A 20,369-nucleotide genomic window follows, 5' to 3' on the forward strand; every position below is an offset into this window, starting at 1 on the left:
CATTGTGCTGTGTTAGCAGGTAAACTATGCTCAGTCCGTCCCCGCATAAGAATGAAGTCCGGCGATGACTAGATTAACGCCAACTAAGGTAAACATTACGACCAAAAAACCTAGAACGGCAAGCCAGGCAGATTTTCGCCCTTGCCATCCACGAGCCAATCGTAAATGAAGATAAGCACTATAGAAGAGCCAAGTAACGAGTGCCCAGACTTCTTTGGGGTCCCATCCCCAGAATCTTCCCCAGGCTATTTGCGCCCATATCATTGCAAAAATCAAAGCGCCTAATGTGAAAATAGGAAAGCCAATGGCTATCGCCCTATACGTTATCTCATCTAGATCGCCTTCATCAATCCCCTCCATAACCGGGTGAATCGCTGCGCCTAGTGGCTTGCGTACGATCAAGCGAAGAATTCCGTAAAGGAGTAATCCGGAAAGAATCGACCAGATTACAGTATTAAACTTCCGGCCAGCATTCACACCATTCATCCATGAAGGAGCTTCAAAGAGAGGTTCTTTCATGCCAAGAAACGACTGGAAGCTTTCTATTTCGCTATTGTGAGGAGCCACAATCGGCGGCATTCGATAACTCACTTTCTCTATTGTACTATTTTCCTGCCCTGCGCTGTCAATCGTAACGTTGGGACGGACAAAAACAGTCTCATAACCTGCTCCGCGGAAAGCAAAAACTGAACCCAGAAACCCAATTATAACAATGATTGAAAAGAGAGTAAATTCAATCAGTCTCTGTTGCTTACGATCCGCCTTCTCTTTACTGGAAAAATTAACAGTCCGTAGCAGATACATCAGCCCTGCCGCAAAACCTACCGCGAAAAAGGATTCACCTAGTGCTGCCAGTGTTACGTGAATCTTGAGATAGTTCGATTGCAGGGATGGAATTAACGGCTGAACCTCCTGTGGAAATACAGCTGCGTACGCCATCACAATAATGCTAATTGGAACTGCAAACAGACCGAGAATAACTTTGCGATAGATCGCGTACATCACTGTAAAGGCTACCATAACCATCATGGATAAGAAAGTCATGAACTCATACATATTGCTGACTGGAATATGTCCTGCACCAAACCAACGTGTAAAGAAATAAATAAGATGAAAGATAAGTCCTATAGAAGAAACAATAAAAGCTATTTTACCCCATCGAGCAGTATGTTCCTCTGGCTTGCGGCCCGACCACTTACGACCCATGATAGCGATAGTGAATAACATAAACGACCCGCTGTATAATAAGAATGCGGCAATAAAGACAGCACTGCTGATATCGAGCAAGCTCATGTAAGGCCTCCTCCATTATCTATTGATTTTTCATCGACTACCATATCTACTTTTTCTAAAATAGAAACAATCTCACGACGGAAACCGAACCAATTCTTGTTCGTATGTCCTCCGAGTATTAGCTCTCCGTTTACAACGGTAAGCCAGATGCGTCTATGCTGCCAGTAAAATCCAAGGATTAAACCCAGCATCACGATTGCTGCACCTAACCATACAAAAGGCATTGCACGATCAATACGTATATTCAAGTATGTAGTCGATTCCGAAAAATCAACATCGCTCATGTTGTCCACTTCAAGCTCAAGAAATCTATTGCTGCCACCAAGCTTATCGTTAATAGCCACCTGCTGAAACTGAGACTTATCTACCTGCTTAGGAAAATAGAAGTACTGCTGCCCTTCCGCTGGCAAATTCGGTCCTTGAATCAAGAATAAGAATGCTGGTGCATTCGGATAAGGCGACTTAGATATCGGCTGACCATCCTCATTCAGTCCAAAATCCATATACTTTTCTTTTAAAGTCATCGTATAGGGTCCCGCTGTAATCGTACGCTGCGGATTCTTCATATCCAGTTTGAATTTACCGTACGACTCCCCAGTGGTGGAATTCTTAAGCACAGGCTGTACAGAACGCAGTACAGGTGTTAGATCATAATCAAACTGATACGCTTTCAATCCTTTATAATCCAAAGGTGAGTTTACTTGGATATTATGCGTTGTCACCTCGGTAAGCTGCGGTTCCTTAGTAGGATCTGCGCAATCCGCGGTACATTTATAAAGCACTGCTTTAGTTCGGAATAATTTTGGAAGGATCTTTTTGCCTCGAAACTCCTCAGGCATCTCTTCATCTGTGTAGAACTCTACGGTGAATTTCTCGTTTTTTAAATAGTAGGTAGTATCCGGAATCTGTGTAATCTCCCCTTGCGGGAAAGCAAGATGCTGATCCATGTTGAGACCCGGCAATCCTCTTGCCAGTACAGCAAGTAAAAAAATAATCAAACCAATATGTATTACGTAAGGCCCCCAGCGGCTGAAGCGGTGTTTCTCTGCCAGCAGAGCTCCTCCATCCGTCTTGACTCGGTAGCCCTTTTTACGCATAGGCTGAACCACCCGAGCAACCCAAGCTTCTGGTTCTTCTTGCACTTCAGTAATTAGCACAGCCTTTTGCCGAGTTAAGAACTGACGATGTTTCCGAATCTTCTGCCTAGTTAATGCCTTATATAGCGGAAGTACTCTGTCCAAACTACAAATGACTAATGAAGCACCAATCATTACGAGTAGAGTCACAAACCACCAGGATTCGTATGTATGTGAAAGTCCAAGCTTATAGTAGATGTCCCCAGCTGTTCCGTACTCCTGCTTATAATAACTCGATGCATCAATATTAAGGAAAGTACTCTCCTGAGGAAAAATGGTTCCCAGCATAGAGCCTAACAGTGTCAAAACGATTAGATATATCGCTATTTTGACAGATGAAAAAAAGTTCCAAACTCGATCAATAATGCTTGGATTAACACGCTGCGAACGACGGGCTACACCATCATAACGCATTTCCAGATTCTCGCCCCAGTCCGATTCTTTGCCAAGCGGTTTTCCGCATGCTTCACATAGAACAGTGCCTACAGGGTTCTGATGGCCGCATTCACATTTGGTATTGGTTATAAAAGCCTCGCGTTCACTCATCAATCCACCAGCTTCCCAATTTGATCATCTAGTGAATCTAAATCAAGCTGGCCAATATGAATGCTGTCAATTTTACCCTTTGCATTAATAAAAAAAGTTGTGGGGAGTGGAGAAATACCATAATTTCGTACAGCGTCTCGACCCGTGTCCATCAAAATCGGAAAATCAATATTGACTTGCTTCACAAAATTCTCGACAGTCATCTGATCTTCACCTACGTTGATTCCAATAACGACTACATCTTTGTCCTTCCATTTTTCCCATTGTGCTTGGAGAGCCGGCATTTCTTTTACACATGGCGTGCACCATGAGCCCCAGAAATTCAGCACAATAGCCTTACCCTTATACTCGTCTAACGTATGCCCAAGTCCATCAAGACCCAGCAAATCAATGGCAGGCGCTTTACTACCTTCCTCTGGTTTTCCGCTTCCACCAAATACAGAGGAACCAATTGCATAACCACCCACTAGAACGATTAGAAACAGAATTACGATTTGAATTGGTTTTCTCGCTTTACCCACATGTAAAGCCCCCTTCTGTGACGCAACTCATACTTATGTTGTAAGGTGTGAACATCCTATGAACATTATAGCGAATTTCGTCACAGTATTAGGGGGTTTAATTGTGAATATTGTGTGTCTTTATGACTCTTTACGTGGAGTTCTTTCTTTGAGTAATCCTGCTTTGGCAATTTGCTGCAGATGGTTAATTTCATCTTTAGTCAAATGACGGTAAGATCCACGTTTAAGATTTTGCAGCATAATATCCCCGAATGAAATCCGCTTCAGACGGAGAACGGGGTGTGAAATCGCATCAAACATGCGTCGTACCTGACGGTTACGTCCCTCGTGAATCGTAATGCTGATTACTGCTTCTTTATTCGCTTCATCAATATCTTTGTACTCTACTTCGGCAGGCGCTGTCATACCATCTTCCAGCTTGATCCCAGCCTTTAGCTTGTCCAGTGCAGTACCGTGCGGAATACCCTTGACCGTAGCGTGATACGTCTTAGGTACATGATGCTTAGGATGGGTAAGCAAGTTAGCGAAATCTCCATCATTCGTTAACAGCAGCAGTCCTTCCGTATCATAATCCAGACGGCCTACAGGGTAAACCCGTTCTGTAATTCCTTTAAGGTAGTCTGTTACAACCTTGCGACCCTTTGGATCGGAAGCACTTGTAATGACTCCTTTAGGTTTGTTGAACATAATATAGATTTTGTTCTCGCCCCGGATCAGTCTACCGGAGACTTTAATAATATCTGTTGCGGGGTCCACCTTCGTGCCAAGCGTAGTTACGAGTTCCCCGTTGACTTCCACTTTACCGGCCAAAATCATTTCTTCACACTTACGTCTGGACGCCACACCTGCCTGCGCCAAAATTTTCTGTAATCTTTCCATTTTCGACTAGTCACCTCAGATTAATGATAACCATCAGAGGGATAAATCACAAGTTCATTCCATGGAAAAAATGCGCCTGGGCAGTAAATATTGTGGGGTTCGATGATTAAAGGGGAGATTTGGTAGCGCTCTACCAGTTCTAAAATGAGTTTACCTGTGGCAAATAGCTGTTCCTTCCTTCCAGATAATGGAGGAATGCCATCTTCCCTGCTGAAATCACCTTCCAAACAAATGTGAATATACTCCGGATCGGTCAGCAGTGGTGCTGCATAAATGGCTCCGTCCACACCAACCCAGAAATCAAAGCCTTTGCCATTAATGGAAGTACAGCGAGACTGATGCAGAATAAAACCTTTGTAGTTCATAGCGGATTGCCTCCCTCCACATTGCTGCAATAGCATATGTCGAGGAAGGAAAGGGGGTGACGCCTCCTACCCAAAAAGCAGGAGGCAGACTGCGATCGCGGCGACGAAGCCAACAACATCGGAGAATAGACCTACCTTAAGTGCATAACGTCCGTTACGCACACCAACGGCTCCAAAATAAACCGTTAATACATAGAGCGTTGTGTCCGTGCTGCCTTGTATGGTGGAGGCAATCATGCCGATTAGAGAATCCGGACCATGAACGCGAATCAGATCCGTGGTATAAGCAAGCGAGCCTGTCCCAGTGAGGGGCCGCAGAAGGCCGAGCGGCAGTACTTCTGGAGGTACGCCAAGTCCCCGCAGAGCAGGAGATATGAATCCCATTAGAAAGTCGAGTGCGCCCGATGCGCGAAAGACGCTGATCGCCACAAGCATTCCCACAAGATGAGGAATAATCGCGATTGCCGTTCCAAATCCATCCTTCGCCCCTTCAACAAATGACTCATACACCGGGACTTTACGCGTAAAAGCATAGAGCGGGATGAACGTAATCATGACCGGAATCGCCCATGCCGATAGTAGACTGATTAACTGGTACAAGTCATGCTCACCCTTTCAATGAAGAATTAGGCAGCGACGTCTTGGCCAATGGAGCAGAACCAGACTTTGCTGACGGCGGCTTTGGAGGTTTGCGCAGCAATGTCATCCTTCGGAAAAACCGGTCAGCCGCTATAGCCGCAAGAGTCGCCACAGCCGTTGCGGCGAGGGTTGTGCCTACTATTCCCGCAGGATCTGCCGAATTGTAATTCAATCGGATCGCAATTAGTGTCGCGGGAATTAGCGTAATGCTTGCTGTGTTAAGCGCCAGTAAGGTACACATGGCTGGTGTGGCCGTTTCTTTATCCGGGTTGAGCTTCTGCAGCTCCTGCATCGCCTTGATTCCCATAGGTGTAGCCGCATTGCCAAGTCCAAGCAAATTAGCGCTCATGTTGGAGAGAATATATCCGATTGCAGGATGGCCCTTCGGCACATCTGGAAAGAGGAAGGCTACGATTGGCCCAAGAATCTTGGCTATTTTTTTAAGCAAACCAGCATCCTCTGCGATCCGCATGATTCCTAGCCAGAATACAAGCACACTTATTAAACCGAAACTTACTGTAACCCCACTCTTGGCTCCGTCGAATACGGCGGCTGTAAATTCATCCATTCTGCCGTTAACGGCGGCGAACAGAAAACCGATGATGATCATTCCTAGCCAGATCCCGTTAATCATGGATACGCCTCCCTCTTCATTATTCAGCTATCTGCTTACTTGGAACTTTCACCCAATTTAAATAACGCCTTCAGTGCACTCCCTATAGCCTGAAACCAATTATCAACAGGATAAGTGTGTGCTTGCGTTGTACTGTATTTTTTAGTATAAGCGGATTCCTCAGGTGGTAAGGACTCTCGTGTATATACTGGAACCCGGCCTATCTCCTTGCCACCTAGATCAAGAACGAGAACCCCTTGTAATCCAAAGTTTGATCTTGCAGCTTTGGCTGACGCCGAAGGGATCTGATTTAAGACAAGTTTGGTGGTCACTCTATCCTGCTCCCCTTGTCCGAGCGGATAGGCGAATTTTTTGGCTGTCACGAAGTCATAACCGCTCACGGGGTCCCCGCGTTCGATCATTGTTTTTAGTGGGTAGTGATTAAATCCAAAGTTTAGCAGTGAGGCATGATCATTCCAGTCATCCCCATCATTTATGGTCACTGCGACAAGCTGCTGGCCGTTTCTGGTCGCTGAGCTGACAAGGCAGCGTAGCGCTTTTTTGGTATATCCTGTCTTCACACCGTCTGCGCCCTCATATAAGTACAGCATTTTATTTTTGTTTCTCCACTTGTAATCCCATTTCTCATTTGGATTGTCCGCAGTTTTCTCCTGTGTCTTCACAATTTGCTTAAATACAGGATTATGAAGAGCATACGCCGTCAGTACGGCTAAGTCGTTAGCACTCGAATAATGACCTTCAGCATCTAGACCATGCGGATTAGCAAAATGAGTGTTTTTTAATCCGAGCTCTTCAGCCTTATTGTTCATCAGGTATACAAACCCTTCTTCAGAACCGCCGATATGTTCAGCGATCGCTGTTGCCGCATCATTCCCAGAGCGCAGCATTAGACCATACAGCATATTTTCCAGCGTCATCTCTTCACCTTGCTGTAAATAAATAGAGGAGCCTTCTTTGGCGAAAGCATTTTTACCAACTTTGACTTTGGATGCTAAATCACCATTCTCAATAGCGACGAGGGCGGTCATTATTTTAGTCAGGCTGGCAATAAGCATCGGCTCATCTCCTCGACTGCTATACAAAATACGCCCGGATTCCACATCAATCAGCGCCGCTGCCCGTGCATGCGTAGATATGGAGCTGTTCTCCGCATGAATCAAAGTTAGCGGTGTCAGAAACAGCAGCAAAATGCTCAGTAATAAGGCGGTTGGAAATTTACGGGTTATTGTCTTCATATTTATCCTCCGGATTCTTATCGGTTCTTAAGTAAAGTCATTCATTTCATGCTTATGTTGTACAAGTGTATGCGGACCAGCCTTAGGGTATGTCCTCTCCACACAAAAAGGGACACCGCCTGATGTAAGGCGATATCCCCGAGGCTATTTGTACAATTATGTGTACCTAATGTGTTGAAGATTGGGATGTACTTGGATCGGGTTTAGCAGGTGCTTGTGCTTGTGGTGCTTGTGATGCTTGTGATGCTTGTGATGCTTGTGTAGCAGTTGACCCAGCTTGACCTGAAGTACTGCTGCTTTGGAACATGGTCTGGATTTTGTCGATGAGCCCAGGCGTAGCATCGATAATTTTTTCGAACAAATGCGTTTGATTGTCGAGTGGCACAATGTTTACCCCATCTTTACCAACCACTAGAAAAGCGATCGGTCTGATGGAGACACCGCCCCCACTACCGCCACCAAAAGGAAGCATTTTGACACCGCCTTGGGAGCTTGATCCACTTATAGAATCCTCTACTCGATAATCACTACCCCCTGCAGCAAATCCAAAGGCCACCTTACTAATCGGCAGAATAATACTACCGTCAGGTGTTTGTACTGGATCTCCAACAATCGTATTAACATCTACCATACCCTTGATATTTTCCATCGCTGTTTGCATTAGGCCCTGAATAGGATGGTCGCTCATATTGTTTCCTCCTTTAATTGAGTACGATTTCTCTTGCTTCTACAGCGCTTATCATCCCCACATCCACGCATTTGTATGTAACTTTCATTCTAAACTTTGCCCATGAGACTCCCTACGCATCCGTTTTAGTAATTTTCTCCACTTACTGATTCCCCCCGCCTCCCTCAAGACACGAAGAAGAAGCTGCAATGATGCGTATACGGCATAGGAAACGGACAATTTACCCTCACATACGAACTCCATTGAAAAAGAATGCTCATCTTGAAAAATAGGCTTCACAAACACTCGTGGATTGTGCTTCAATTTGACCCTCTGCGAAATAAATCCAACGATGCTCCATTTCAATCCCCAGACGGCTCCTGATACTATGGCAGTGTCTGCCGCATCACCTAGTGAGAAGTCTGTGGACCAGTCGAGCTTTGATATTTTGACATGTGATACAGTTTCCTTGAACCACTTCTTCAATCCACGTGTGGATCTCACTGCTAGCTGTACATTGTCCCGCCAGCGCTCAATTCTTTCTTTATCGAATTGCTCTTCCTTTACAGTGTCAACACCTGTAGTCGCGGTACCCGTCTCTTTAAACTTCCCAAGCACGCCTTGCTCCAATCCCTTAAAGACCAATCGAGGCAGTTCATAGTGCAGTTTGATCAGACCAAAAAGTGTCTTAACATCTAACTCGATCAGATCATTTTTGTCATGTTTATAGCACCGGATGCGGAAATCGATAGATGAAGACAGAACCAGGATCATTGCCAGTACCAGCAATCCGAGGGGTATTCCAAGCCATAACGTCACGTATTTACCTCCAAGAAACCTTAATAATGGGAACCTTTGGTTTAGTATGGCAATTTAATCTGGAAAAAATTCGGGGTTTGACTAAAAAATGTGGCTCTACAAAAAAATAGGGACTGCCCATAAACCATTATGAATGGTTTATGGGCAGTCCCAGCAATACAAATCATTGCGGAATAACAAAAAAACTAAGGTTGCTCTATATCCTCGAACGTCATTTGAGTATCCAGCTTATTGAACAATAGCTGTGTCTCCTCTTCCAAATTATCAGTGGATTCGAAGTTAGATGGTTCTGGCAGCTCATTCAGACTTGCTAGGCCAAAGCTCTCCAAGAATGATTTAGTCGTCCCATATAAGATTGGACGCCCTACGGCCTCCGCACGACCTACCTCATGGATCAAATCCTTGTTATTCAGCGTATGAATAGCACGTTCGGATTTCACGCCTCGAATCTCTTCGATCTCCACCCGTGTAATGGGCTGACGATAGGCCACGATCGCCAATGTCTCTAATGCGGCCTGAGACAAGGTTGATCTGGATGGGGAGTAAGCTAAGCGCTCAAAATAATGGGCATGCTCCGGCAATGTAGCCAACCGATAATTCCCGGCAATTTGGACTACCTGCAATCCCCGCTCCTGTGTTACATAATCCTCTTTTAGTTCTTCTAATGCTCCAGCCGCAAGCTCTGGCCGCTGCTCCGTAATCTCGGCGACTTGCCGTACGGAGATCCCTTCATCACCTGATAGAAACAACAGGCCCTCAATAATCGATTTCAGCGTTTTGTAATCCATTGAAGTGTTCTCCTCCTCTCCACTCCATTACGATGTCCTCAAACAATTTCTCCTGATAGCAAAAAATCGCCTTCATTTTCATTAGTTCCAGAATCGCAAGAAAAGTTACTACAATTTCGTGCCGCGCCATTTCATCGTGAAGCAGTGCTGAGAAGTGGAGCCTACCGCCCTTCCCTCTGCGCTGCAGCGCATCCGATACATCACGTATACGATCTTTTACCGATATTTCGTCCCGGGTGATCCGCTGGTAAGATGACCTTCTTGCCGCCTTACTAAGTGCTTTACGGAAAGCAGCTATAAGGTCGGAAGTATGTAGTCCTTTTAGCGTATGGTCAATCTCTTCAGGCACGTATGGACCCAGATCCTCCGGCTCCTTCGTAAAAATCAAGCTCCGCTCGCTCTCCATATCCATTAAATGAACAGCAATACTCTTGAATTTACGATACTCAATCAGTCGCTGAACAAGTTCAGCTCGTGGATCAAATTCATCTTCTTCGTAATATTCAAAATCATCGATCTCAATGACCGGTGGTTTGGGCAGCAATAGCTTGCTCTTTATAGATAATAGGGTTGCGGCCATCACGAGAAATTCACTCGTAATATCCAGTTCAAGCTCCTGCATACTTCGCAGGTATTCCATATACTGTTCGGTGATCTCGGCGACCGGAATGTCCTGGATGTCGATTTCCGCCTTATCGATTAAATGCAAAAGCAGATCCAGCGGACCTTCAAACGTTTCCAGCTTGTACAATACAGTCACGAAGCATCCTCCCGCCTAAAAAAGTAAAGTGCAGCGCCCTAATGGACGCTACACAAGTAGAAAGGGCTCTATAATCCATGCTTTCTTCTTATACTATAAATAAGCACGAATTCGACTGATTCGTCAATAGCTGTCTTACTTAAACAATTTGTTAAGATTCGCCATTTCAATCGCAGCAGTCGCAGCATCCCAGCCTTTATTCCCTGCTTTGGTTCCTGAACGCTCAATGGCCTGTTCAATATTCTCAGTAGTTACTACGCCAAAAATCGTCGGCACGCCGGTTTTAAGATTGATCGCAGCTACCCCTTTTGCAACTTCATTACATACATAATCATAGTGCGTTGTAGAGCCACGGATAACAGTTCCTAAAGTGATTACAGCGTCGTATTTACCGCTTTCCGCCATTTTTTGAGCGATTAACGGAATTTCAAACACACCTGGAACCCAAGCAACATCTACTTCATCATCGTTAGCACCATGGCGTTTAAATGCATCAAGTGCACCTGACAAAAGCTTGCTGGTAATAAATTCATTAAAACGTCCTACTACGACCCCGTATTTTAACCCCTCGGAAACTAAATGTCCTTCTAAATATTTCGGCATATCATTCATCTACCCTTCGTTTTTTATTGTCTGTGATTATACTTTCGAATCCTCATTTTGTTCAATGTCGTCAAAAGACAGCAAATGCCCAAGTTTCGCCTGCTTCGTATGGAGATAATTAGTATTATCCTTATTCTCCGGCATTTGAATTGGCACTCGCTCAACAACTTCCAATCCATAACCTTCCAACCCTTTGATCTTTCGAGGATTGTTCGTTAAGAGACGAATTTGACTTATACCTAGATCCTTCAGAATTTGTGCTCCAATCCCGTAATCACGCAAATCTGCTGGAAAACCAAGCTTTAGATTGGCATCTACAGTATCGAGTCCTTCTTCTTGAAGCTTGTAGGCTTTAAGCTTATTAATAAGACCAATGCCCCTGCCTTCTTGACGCATATAGAGCAACACGCCTCTACCAGCAGCTTCGATCTGCCGAAGCGCTGCTTCAAACTGGGGACCACAATCGCAGCGATGGGAGTGGAAAACGTCACCGGTTAAGCATTCGGAATGTACTCGTACTAACACTGGCTCATCACCGGAAATATCGCCCTTCACCAATGCTACATGTTCTTTATCATCCACTTCATTTGTATAGGCAATGGTCTGAAACTCACCGAAATCAGTAGGCAGACGTACAGACACCTCGCGATTGACGAGCTGTTCCTTCTCATTCCGATAGTGAATGAGGTCTTTGATGCTGATCAACTTAAGATCATGCTTCTTAGCAATCTCAACCAGATCAGGCAACCGGGCCATCGAGCCATCTTCATTGATGATTTCACAAATCACACTGGCTGGATATGCACCACACATACGGGCTAAATCAACAGCAGCCTCTGTATGTCCGGAACGGCGTAGTACGCCACCTTTTTTCGCAATCAGCGGGAACATATGGCCAGGTCTACGGAAATCAGACGGCTTCGCTTTAGGGTCAATCATGGCCTTTACAGTCAAGGATCTTTCCCCTGCTGATATACCAGTAGTTGTATCTATATGGTCAACCGATACAGTAAAGGCTGTGCCGTGATTATCTGTATTGTGACTGACCATAGCCTGTAGTTCAAGCTCTTCCGCACGCTCAGCGGTAATTGGCATGCAGACCAAACCACGTCCCTCAGTGATCATAAAATTGATGACTTCTGGTGTCGCCCGTTCAGCAAGAGCTATAAAATCCCCTTCATTCTCACGATCTTCATCATCCACCACGATAATGACTTTGCCGCGCATTAAATCATATATCGCTTCTTCAATCGGATCCAAGACACTATCCTTCTTCGATTGTTCGCTCATGATCCTATCCTCCCAATAGCTTTACGAAGGATTATTCCCTTCTTCGTAAGCTTACTCATTATTTAAACAAATCCGTTTGCCGCCAAGAAATCACGACTAATCCCGGAACTGCTATCACTTTCTTCATCCTGTGCAGCTGAGCCATAATGAAGAAGATGATCTACATATTTGCCCAGGACATCACACTCAATATTCACACTATCTCCTGCCCGCTTATAAGTTAGCACAGTTTCCCCTAACGTATGCGGAATAATGGATACAGTAAGCGATGAAGCCGTCGTCTTTACTACTGTTAAGCTAATGCCATCAATCGTGATCGACCCTTTAGGGATGATATATTTAAACAGCGATTTGCGATCCGGCGCAATCTCATAGACTACTGCATTTTGATCACGCTTTACACTTTTGATGACAGCAGTGCCATCTACATGTCCCTGAACAATATGACCTCCAAATCGACCACCGGCTGCCATTGCTCGCTCCAGATTCATCCGACTGCCAGGACGTAGCTCCTTCAGATTACTGTTTCGATAGGTCTGAGGCATGACATCCACTGTAAAATAGTTCTCGCCTAAAGCTGTCGCTGTAAGACAGACGCCATTAACCGATACGCTATCACCAATCTTCAAATCATCCATGATGACGGAAGCGGCAATGTTCAGCACCATCATTTCTCCACCGGTGGAGACACTTCTCAGAGTGCCAACTTCTTCGACTAATCCAGTGAACATGCTTTCCCTCCTAGGAGTTTTGTGTGAGTAACACTTCTCCGCTATCTCTCCGAACAAAACTTGCTCCGGAAGCACACGATTGAGTTTTGTAACCATTCACTTTAGCGTACCGGAGTACCGCTGATACATACATTATCTCCGAGCACTTTTACTTCCAATCCCTCCAGAGAAATCGCATCCTTCATTAGCTCTATACCAGGAAATACGAACGTCCCTTTCGCTTCAGCACCACCGCCAACAATCTTTGGAGCGAAAAAGAGAATCACTCGATCAACTAGCCCACTCTCCAGCATCGCACCATTTAGCGTGCCTCCGCCTTCAAGTAAAATCGATCCGATTTCCATTTCACCGAGTGTTACCATAGCAGCCTTCAAATCCACCCGTGGTCCTGCTCCGCTAACAATGATTTGCACACCTGCTTGAAGAAGTGCTGCTTTCTTTTCATCATCTGCGGCTTCAGTTGTCACGATGATAGTAGGCGCTAGACCGTCACTTACAACTGCTGAATCCAAAGGAATACGTAGTCCAGAATCAATCACAATCCGTATCGGATGAATACCCGGCACTTCCGTTCTTGTAGTCAGTGAAGGATTATCTGCAATCACTGTGTTCACACCGACCATTATTCCCTGATGCCGATGCCGCAGCGTATGTACGATCTCCCGCGCTTCACCATTTGAAATCCATTTACTGTCACCAGATTTGGTAGCTAGGTTACCATCCAGCGTGCTGGCACTCTTGAGCGTAACAAAAGGCTGTTTTGTCAAAATATACTTGATAAAACGCTCATTCAACCGCAGCGCACGTTCACGCAGCAACCCTACTTCTACTTCAATGCCATGCTCACGCAGCATTTGAACGCCGCGACCCGCAACCTGAGGGTTAGGGTCTTCACAAGCGACTACCACTCTGGCTACTCCCTCGTCGATCAGCCTTTGGCTGCAGGGCGGAGTCTTGCCATAGTGACTGCAAGGTTCCAGTGTTACGTAGGCAGTGCTGCCCTGTGCTTGACCGGCCGCCATATTCAAGGCATGAACCTCAGCATGACCTGTTCCGCGCTGCAAATGAGTTCCAAGTCCAATCATCGCTCCATTCTTTACAACAACACAGCCAACAACAGGGTTAATTCCTGTCTGTCCTTGGGCCCGTTCTGCCATATCCAGCGCTAACGACATATAAAACTCGTCATTCATATTATCCATCTCGTTCCTCCTATCCACTTACTGTCTATCTGATGCGTAAAAACAGAAAAACCCATCTCATTCTCCAGGAGGAGTAAAGATGGGTTATGCGAGAGTTTATCGGCAGTCCAAATAAAAGTGTGCGTAAATAACCGTCAAACGACGGCAATTGTGAAATATCGCACATAATAAATGAAAATACTGCAGTCCACCTGTCTATTACAGACAAGCGGTTAACCTCTCCTTCTTCCATCCAGACTATACTGTCGGTCCCGGAATTTCACCGGGTCCACCGTTCGCGTCAACAACGCGAGCCGGGTAGCGGACTAAGTGTGGTAGATAAACTTAATAAATAAGCACTCTACAACAACATCACCGCCGGTAGGGAATTGCACCCTGCCCTGAAGGATTGATCCTTTATTTAATTGAGGTTCAAGTTTTCCTTACTAACAAAATTATCACTTACACCTTCGAAATGCAAGTGCGTTTTATATATTTACTTAAAATTTGTAACTTAATTCTGAGAGGTATGGTGATTACTAGAAGAAACGACATGGTAATATATAGCCTGCAAATGTACAGTTAAAACCCATTCCATACATTTACATAACAAAAGAAAAAGCGCCTGGACTGTATCTCCAGGCGCTTTTTCTTTTTCCAATTACAATCCGCGTTCTTGTTGTTTCAACAAATCACGAATTTCCGTTAGCAACACGATATCTTCTGTGGGTGCTGGCGTCTCCACCACTTCAACTTTAACGGCTTCTTTGCGCTGGAATTTATTAGCCAGTTTAATCACCATAAAGATTGAGAAGGAAATAATAAAGAAATCAACTACCGCCTGCAAAAATTGCCCATAAGGAATAATCAGTTCATTATGCATAACCATAACACTTAGAGCCCGATCCTTCAGATCTATACCACCTGTTATCAAGCCGACAATTGGCGTAATGATGTCAGATACTAATGAAGTCACAATCTTACCAAAAGCTGCTCCGATAACGACAGCAATGGCTAAATCTAGTACATTTCCTTTCAGGGCAAAAGCTTTAAACTCTTTCCACATCTTCCATTTCTCCTCCAACCTATTGAATTTGAAATTATTATAGCATAGCCGCTTCCCAAATCTTAAGGCTTGTTTAGAAACTATTAAGTTTACTTTTTACTTTTACATGCCGCCATTGGGAAGTTCGCCTGTCTCATCTTTGGTATGTGGAAGGCTTTATGATAGCTTTAAGTTTTTCAAAGAGCTAAACAAACTGTTTCCCATCGATCTTCGCCGGCCTTCAAATAAGGATTTCAATCGAGAATATTGTATACTTCTTGTAGTACGGACGGTATAGAGGCCTGTATAAAAATTCGAGGAACACAAAAATCCCCGATTATTATGTTATCTGCCAAGGGTCAGGAACTAGATAAAATTACTGGACTCAGTAATACACTCATGGTACACATTCGAAAAATCAGAGAAAAAATTGAAGCTAAGCCGAGAAAACTACTGTATTTAAAGACGGTATAGGGCGTTGGCTACAAACTGGAAAAAGGAGGTTCTTCTAGTTGAACTTTAAAAGATTCGATACCTTATCTTGGAAAATAGTTGGCTTTAGCCTAACGAGTCTAGCTCTTACAGCAGCAATTTTATTGGTCGGCTATTATGGGACATCCCTTTTGCTATGGCTCAATCCTTCTCATTCCTTCTGGGGCGTTAAACTCATCCGCTGGGTGACCAATAACATCGGTTCTACTTCTATAGTGATTCTCATTGGGGTTCCTTTATTTATTTTTTTCATCCTGAAGCTATCCAGAAATACAACAAGCCATCTTCATAACATTTCAAGCGGGGTTCAAGCGATTGCTGACGGCAACTTATCTTTCAAGGTACCAGTAACAGGAACGGATGAACTCGGTAAACTCGCGGAAAATATGAACCTCATGGCGGGCAAGCTAAAATCCGCTATAGATGAAGAACGAGCAGCAGCGAAAGCAAAAAACGACCTAATCACTGGTGTATCCCATGATCTTCGAACCCCTCTAATTTCTGTACTGCGATTCCTGGAATATGTGGAGAAGGATCGTTATAAGAACGAGGTTGAGCTGCGTTATTATGTGAATATCGCCTATGAGAAGTCCCTGACTCTTAAAAAGCGAATCGACGATTTATTTGAATATACACGTGTTAGCAGCAACGGGCTTCCCCTTAATATGGAGCCTGTAGATCTCGGCAAGCTGCTCGAACAGCTTGTCGAGGAATTCGCTCCCGTATTGGAGCAAGCGGATATGACCTACCGTATTCATACGGATATGGGCCCTTTGATTATCCATGGTGATGCGGACGAGTTAGTACGATTATACGAGAATCTATTTACCTATGCGGTTAGATACGGTAAAGAAGGTAAGATTCTAGATATTTCCGTTTATAGAAAAGATGACAGTGTGATTGCTACATGCACGAATTATGGTAACCCGATCCCTGCCACGGACCTCCCCCACTTATTCAAGCGATTTTATCGTGTAGATAAGTCACGTTCTAGGGAGACTGGCGGAAGCGGCTTAGGACTCGCGATTGCCAAGAGCATCACAGAGCTCCACGGTGGAACAATTTTAGCCAAAAGCTCACGTAAACAAACCGAATTCGAGACTTCCTTCCCTGCGAGTGAATAGGTTCTAAACACAAACAAAGCACCCGACTATAATCACGCCGGGTGCTTCTTTCCGTTCAATTTCAAATCATACTTATTCACTTACTTTAAGTTTCCTCCACGTCTAAACACACGGTTTAGAATATAGCCTATGGCTATTAATCCAATACCTGTCATGTAGAGCGGCGCAGGGCTACTTTCTCCCGTCTTTGGAAGCTGAGGGGCACTTGAAGTGCTGTTGTTGACTGTACCTTTCGGAACTTCCTCATCAACAATGTCGACTTCACCCAAAGGAACATTTTCATCTGTAATAACTAAATCAGGAGCTCCTACTTCTTCTGATGTCGTGGATTCCAGATCGGTCGTATTCCCAGGGCCAGCAGGTACTGCCGGATCATTGATGATTACTCCTGGCACCAGCGAACTCGTAGGTGTAGGTGTTAACGGACCTCCTGGGGCTCCTGAGGTTGGTGTAGACGCAGGTCCTGATGTCGGCTCTGTTGACGGAGTAGCCGTCGGTTCCGATGAAGCTGCTGGTGTTGCGGTTGGGACTATAGTTGGTTCTGGCGTTGCAGTAGGCGTAGGCTCAACTGCTTTATGATTCGTAATTACGAGTTGATTCGTTGATGAGGAATGAATGGACACTGGATGCTCTGTAGGATCAAGTACATAGCCACTAGGAGCTGTCGTCTCAATCAATACGTAGTTACCCAACCATAATTTATTGAATGTTGCTGTACCAGCGGAATCTGTGATTAAGCTATTAATAAATACCCTGTCTGAGCCGTTAAGGCGATAGAGTGCAAAAGTTGCATCTGCCAGCGTCTTCAAGTTGTCCTCTGCATCCAGCTTCTTGATCATCAAGGAACCTCTAACCCCGCTGCCTGATCCTGATCCACTCGACACACCGACGATAATTTCTTTAGAAGAATCTTTGCTTATTTCGATAACATTAAAACCACTGAAACGAACAGTATTAGTAACCTTGTCTCCTGTATTCGCCATAATCAGGGATTGATAGTCGAGAATATAAGGTTTACTAATCTCCTTGGCGAAGCTTAAAGCAAACGACTGCTTGCCGTCTACATCCGTTTTTATTTCTAAGCTGTAATCGATACCCTGAATCAATTCAGGTCCGCTTTTTGTTACATCCCCGTTTTCAGCTACGCTTGTAGGATACAGATGGAATGAATCCTGCAGCAGAATCTGATTAGCGCTAGGAGTATCGTTGATTAACGCATTCTTCACAGTAGACTGACTACGATTAATTTGAATGCCCCAATCGATTTTTTCGCCATTCTGGACACCATTTTTCAAGAGATATTCGCCTCCATAAGGAATCTTTACGGTAGCGTTCAAATCCTTGGATACCTTTTTTGCCCCATCATAGAGACTGGCTTTATTATCAATAGAAGTGCCAATGACTTTGCCTTCAAGACTTGTATGAAATTCTATATAATAAGCGGATTGAATAGCATCTGTAAAGGAGAGCTTCAGCTCATTATTACCATTAACACTGTAAGTGTATTTGCTACTATTTACCTCGACACCTTTCGTTGGGTCTCCATTCTTAGCAACATTCATGGTGTACACTTTCAGCGATCCAGGAACCAGGGTTTGACCCGATTTCAAAATATCCACGACTTCTGGCTCTGCAACTGTTTTGCTATTATAGTTGACCCCTAATGTCCAAGCTAATTCTTTAGTTGAAGCATTATAAGAACCAAACTTCAAACCATTGCTTTTCGCTTCGGTTCTTGGAATAAATAGCCCTTCTGCTTCTGTTGTGCGAGGAATTTCGGACGTGTCTAACCAGTCCATCCTAACCTTGTTATTGAAATTTTCAGTATTAGACCAAATCCAATCCTTATTAAATTCCGTTGTATAGCTAATCGTATAAAGACCAGTAATCTGCGAATTAAAGACAACCTTGAATCCTTTATTAGCCTGAACAGGAGCATTGTAAATCAAACTATATTTGGAAGGATTCAATACATTCCCATTAGAATTTCTAATTACGAGTGATTCCGGAATAAACTTCAGTCCGCCAAACGGGAATGACTCCGTAACTTCAACCTGACCCATTGGATAGTTATCACTGTTTAATGTGACTTTCCATCCAACCGTTTTATTCTGATAATCTACGCCTGATAAGTTCTTATACAAAATGGCTGGCCGTATTAAGCGTGTAGCTTCTCCAGTATAGGTACTGTCCGTAACTGTATTAGTGATTATAGTATCTTCAAACACACGTTTTACAGCTTTGGTCTTATACTCGATTCGATAAGCAGATGTTACATCTTGTTTAAATTGCAAGGTGAACCCTGACTTCTTCACGTCTGAAGCTGCAACTACAGTGTAATCAATATCCTTGGTCAAAAGATTACTCAACGTTGCTGTACCCGCTGAATCCAGTTGCACCGTGTATACTTTTATCGAATTGGCTACTAACGCTTGAGAATCATCAAACAAATCCTTTAGTACAGCATTTCCTTGCGAAATCGTTTTTTTATTATAGTTATATTCGATTGCCCAGGAAATGATTTGATTGCTCCAGTCATATCCGCTAGAGTACTTGTTCAAACTTCCTCCTCGTTCTACTTGAATAGTAGCAGAGGAACTTTCAGGAACTTGCCCATCTCCTGTAAAAGTCGCTGTATTCGTGAAGCTTAGCCGATGCTCATCAGTAATAGCTGTGGAGTATTCAATACGGTAAGCACTCGAAATCGCAGGATCAGTGAAACGAACATTTAACGATCCTCCAATGAACTCTGTAGAATATTTACTGGTATCGAGTAGTGCACCTTGTGTTACCGAACCGTCCAACTGGATACTCAATTGATACACACTCACAGTAACCGGAGTGCTAAGTGACAAACCTGTTGGTATAGGGTCCGTTACGACTGCATTTCCAACAGTTTTTAATGATTTATTTACGTCAACAGACCATAGAATATGGTCTGCATTAAAACCCTGAGGAATCCCCCTCTTCTCAATGGTCGATCCTACATTCGGTTTGAAATTCACAGTAACCGTCTGAACACCACCGCTCACCGGAAATAAAATCTGCTGAACAGTACTTCCTGAGATTGTTTGTTTATCAAACTTAGTATTGATCCGAAGCGTTCCTTGCACGTCATCATGCGTTTCTATGTAGTCGTTAAAGGTCATTGTTACTTGGTGTGATAACTGCTCAACTGTAAAAGTTCCTACATCTCCATCCTCTGAGACCAACAAGCCGCTAATATCATTAAAAAGCTGAAACTGCTCTGGAAGCTGAAAGGTAAAGGTGTCACCTTGCTTGTACGGATGAGCTTTAGGAAGAGACCACGTATAATCTAATGTTACATTAGCTTCTTGCTCATAGACGCTATCCGTAACCGTCTGCCCGTCTTCACCATATACAGCCATTGAGACACTGGTGATAATATTCCGCTCTTGATCGATTGCCGCTGCTTGTACTTGTGAAGTGAACCCGATGCCATAGGCATATTGCGCTACAAGCATCAGAATAACGATCATCACACTTATTCTTTTCTTTAACATTATCCTAAAGCCTCCAATTCCTTTTCCAATTTGATTTTTCTATGTTTGTATCCCCTCTTGAAGCGTAATCTCTGCCATTCCTCATGCTCGAATGCTT

At 44.1% G+C, this 20,369-nt stretch carries 19 protein-coding genes, 1 pseudogene and 1 riboswitch; of the genes and pseudogenes, 2 read left to right on the forward strand and 18 right to left on the reverse strand.

Features of this window, described 5'->3' with window-relative positions; genetic code table 11:
* Positions 1 to 30: 30 nt before the first annotated feature.
* From ccsA to mscL, 17 genes are all read right to left on the reverse strand, one after another.
* Positions 31 to 1,293, reverse strand: coding sequence for a cytochrome c biogenesis protein CcsA (gene ccsA / locus ACFWMP_RS17780; RefSeq protein WP_042190256.1), 1,263 nt, complete (start codon positions 1,291 to 1,293; stop codon positions 31 to 33).
* The gene (resB, locus tag ACFWMP_RS17785) at positions 1,290 to 2,975 is read right to left on the reverse strand and encodes a cytochrome c biogenesis protein ResB (RefSeq protein ID WP_379424371.1); all 1,686 of its coding nucleotides are present in this window, start codon (positions 2,973 to 2,975) and stop codon (positions 1,290 to 1,292) included. Before resB ends, ccsA begins: the two co-directional genes overlap by 4 nt.
* A complete protein-coding gene (locus tag ACFWMP_RS17790; protein WP_379424372.1) occupies positions 2,975 to 3,496 on the reverse strand; it encodes a redoxin domain-containing protein in 522 nt (173 codons plus the stop codon). The genes resB and ACFWMP_RS17790 overlap by 1 nt, the downstream gene beginning before the upstream one ends.
* Before the next feature lie 120 nt (positions 3,497 to 3,616).
* Complete coding sequence (locus ACFWMP_RS17795; protein WP_036676166.1) at positions 3,617 to 4,375, reverse strand: pseudouridine synthase; 759 nt, start codon at positions 4,373 to 4,375, stop codon at positions 3,617 to 3,619.
* A gap of 20 nt (positions 4,376 to 4,395) precedes the next feature.
* Positions 4,396 to 4,740: a peptidoglycan recognition protein family protein gene (locus tag ACFWMP_RS17800; RefSeq protein WP_379424373.1), complete on the reverse strand. Its 345-nt coding sequence runs from the start codon at positions 4,738 to 4,740 to the stop codon at positions 4,396 to 4,398.
* Positions 4,741 to 4,806: 66 nt separating this feature from the next.
* A complete protein-coding gene (locus tag ACFWMP_RS17805; protein ID WP_042190265.1) occupies positions 4,807 to 5,295 on the reverse strand; it encodes a spore maturation protein in 489 nt (162 codons plus the stop codon).
* A gap of 52 nt (positions 5,296 to 5,347) precedes the next feature.
* Positions 5,348 to 6,013, reverse strand: a complete 666-nt coding sequence (locus ACFWMP_RS17810) for a nucleoside recognition domain-containing protein (protein WP_042190267.1) — start codon at positions 6,011 to 6,013, stop codon at positions 5,348 to 5,350.
* Between the two features lie 35 nt (positions 6,014 to 6,048).
* The gene (locus ACFWMP_RS17815) at positions 6,049 to 7,248 is read right to left on the reverse strand and encodes a D-alanyl-D-alanine carboxypeptidase family protein (RefSeq protein ID WP_379424374.1); all 1,200 of its coding nucleotides are present in this window, start codon (positions 7,246 to 7,248) and stop codon (positions 6,049 to 6,051) included.
* Positions 7,249 to 7,414: 166 nt separating this feature from the next.
* Complete coding sequence (gene ytfJ / locus ACFWMP_RS17820) at positions 7,415 to 7,936, reverse strand: GerW family sporulation protein (protein ID WP_379424375.1); 522 nt, start codon at positions 7,934 to 7,936, stop codon at positions 7,415 to 7,417.
* 84 nt (positions 7,937 to 8,020) lie between these two features.
* Positions 8,021 to 8,734 (reverse strand): DUF2953 domain-containing protein, encoded by a 714-nt coding sequence (locus ACFWMP_RS17825; protein ID WP_379424376.1) that lies wholly within the window; start codon positions 8,732 to 8,734, stop codon positions 8,021 to 8,023.
* Positions 8,735 to 8,919: 185 nt separating this feature from the next.
* Complete coding sequence (gene scpB / locus ACFWMP_RS17830) at positions 8,920 to 9,522, reverse strand: SMC-Scp complex subunit ScpB (protein WP_042190273.1); 603 nt, start codon at positions 9,520 to 9,522, stop codon at positions 8,920 to 8,922.
* The gene (locus tag ACFWMP_RS17835) at positions 9,491 to 10,282 is read right to left on the reverse strand and encodes a segregation and condensation protein A (protein WP_042190275.1); all 792 of its coding nucleotides are present in this window, start codon (positions 10,280 to 10,282) and stop codon (positions 9,491 to 9,493) included. Before ACFWMP_RS17835 ends, scpB begins: the two co-directional genes overlap by 32 nt.
* A 135-nt stretch (positions 10,283 to 10,417) precedes the next feature.
* Entirely contained in the window at positions 10,418 to 10,885 is a 468-nt protein-coding gene (ribH, locus tag ACFWMP_RS17840) for a 6,7-dimethyl-8-ribityllumazine synthase (RefSeq protein ID WP_042194286.1), read from the reverse strand.
* A gap of 36 nt (positions 10,886 to 10,921) precedes the next feature.
* The gene (locus ACFWMP_RS17845; protein ID WP_042190277.1) at positions 10,922 to 12,175 is read right to left on the reverse strand and encodes a bifunctional 3,4-dihydroxy-2-butanone-4-phosphate synthase/GTP cyclohydrolase II; all 1,254 of its coding nucleotides are present in this window, start codon (positions 12,173 to 12,175) and stop codon (positions 10,922 to 10,924) included.
* Between the two features lie 62 nt (positions 12,176 to 12,237).
* Positions 12,238 to 12,906 carry a riboflavin synthase gene (ribE, locus tag ACFWMP_RS17850; protein ID WP_042190280.1) on the reverse strand — a complete coding sequence of 223 codons (669 nt, stop codon included), beginning with the start codon at positions 12,904 to 12,906 and terminating at the stop codon, positions 12,238 to 12,240.
* Between the two features lie 101 nt (positions 12,907 to 13,007).
* A complete protein-coding gene (gene ribD / locus ACFWMP_RS17855; RefSeq protein ID WP_042190282.1) occupies positions 13,008 to 14,108 on the reverse strand; it encodes a bifunctional diaminohydroxyphosphoribosylaminopyrimidine deaminase/5-amino-6-(5-phosphoribosylamino)uracil reductase RibD in 1,101 nt (366 codons plus the stop codon).
* 216 nt (positions 14,109 to 14,324) lie between these two features.
* A riboswitch (FMN riboswitch) is annotated at positions 14,325 to 14,500 on the reverse strand.
* A gap of 248 nt (positions 14,501 to 14,748) precedes the next feature.
* Positions 14,749 to 15,153, reverse strand: a complete 405-nt coding sequence (mscL, locus tag ACFWMP_RS17860; RefSeq protein ID WP_042190284.1) for a large-conductance mechanosensitive channel protein MscL — start codon at positions 15,151 to 15,153, stop codon at positions 14,749 to 14,751.
* A gap of 267 nt (positions 15,154 to 15,420) precedes the next feature.
* Between mscL and ACFWMP_RS31495 the strand changes: the two are divergent.
* Positions 15,421 to 15,606 (forward strand): annotated as a pseudogene (locus ACFWMP_RS31495) (DNA-binding response regulator); the annotation flags it as partial.
* A 38-nt stretch (positions 15,607 to 15,644) separates the two neighbouring features.
* Positions 15,645 to 16,748 (forward strand): sensor histidine kinase, encoded by a 1,104-nt coding sequence (locus ACFWMP_RS17865; RefSeq protein WP_379424377.1) that lies wholly within the window; start codon positions 15,645 to 15,647, stop codon positions 16,746 to 16,748.
* Between the two features lie 80 nt (positions 16,749 to 16,828).
* On the opposite strand, the gene ACFWMP_RS17870 is transcribed toward ACFWMP_RS17865, so the two are convergent.
* Positions 16,829 to 20,272, reverse strand: coding sequence for a collagen binding domain-containing protein (locus tag ACFWMP_RS17870; RefSeq protein ID WP_379424378.1), 3,444 nt, complete (start codon positions 20,270 to 20,272; stop codon positions 16,829 to 16,831).
* Positions 20,273 to 20,369: the final 97 nt, after the last annotated feature.

It is taken from the genome of Paenibacillus sp. NPDC058367, from assembly GCF_042723305.1.
Taxonomy (GTDB): domain Bacteria; phylum Bacillota; class Bacilli; order Paenibacillales; family Paenibacillaceae; genus Paenibacillus_AQ.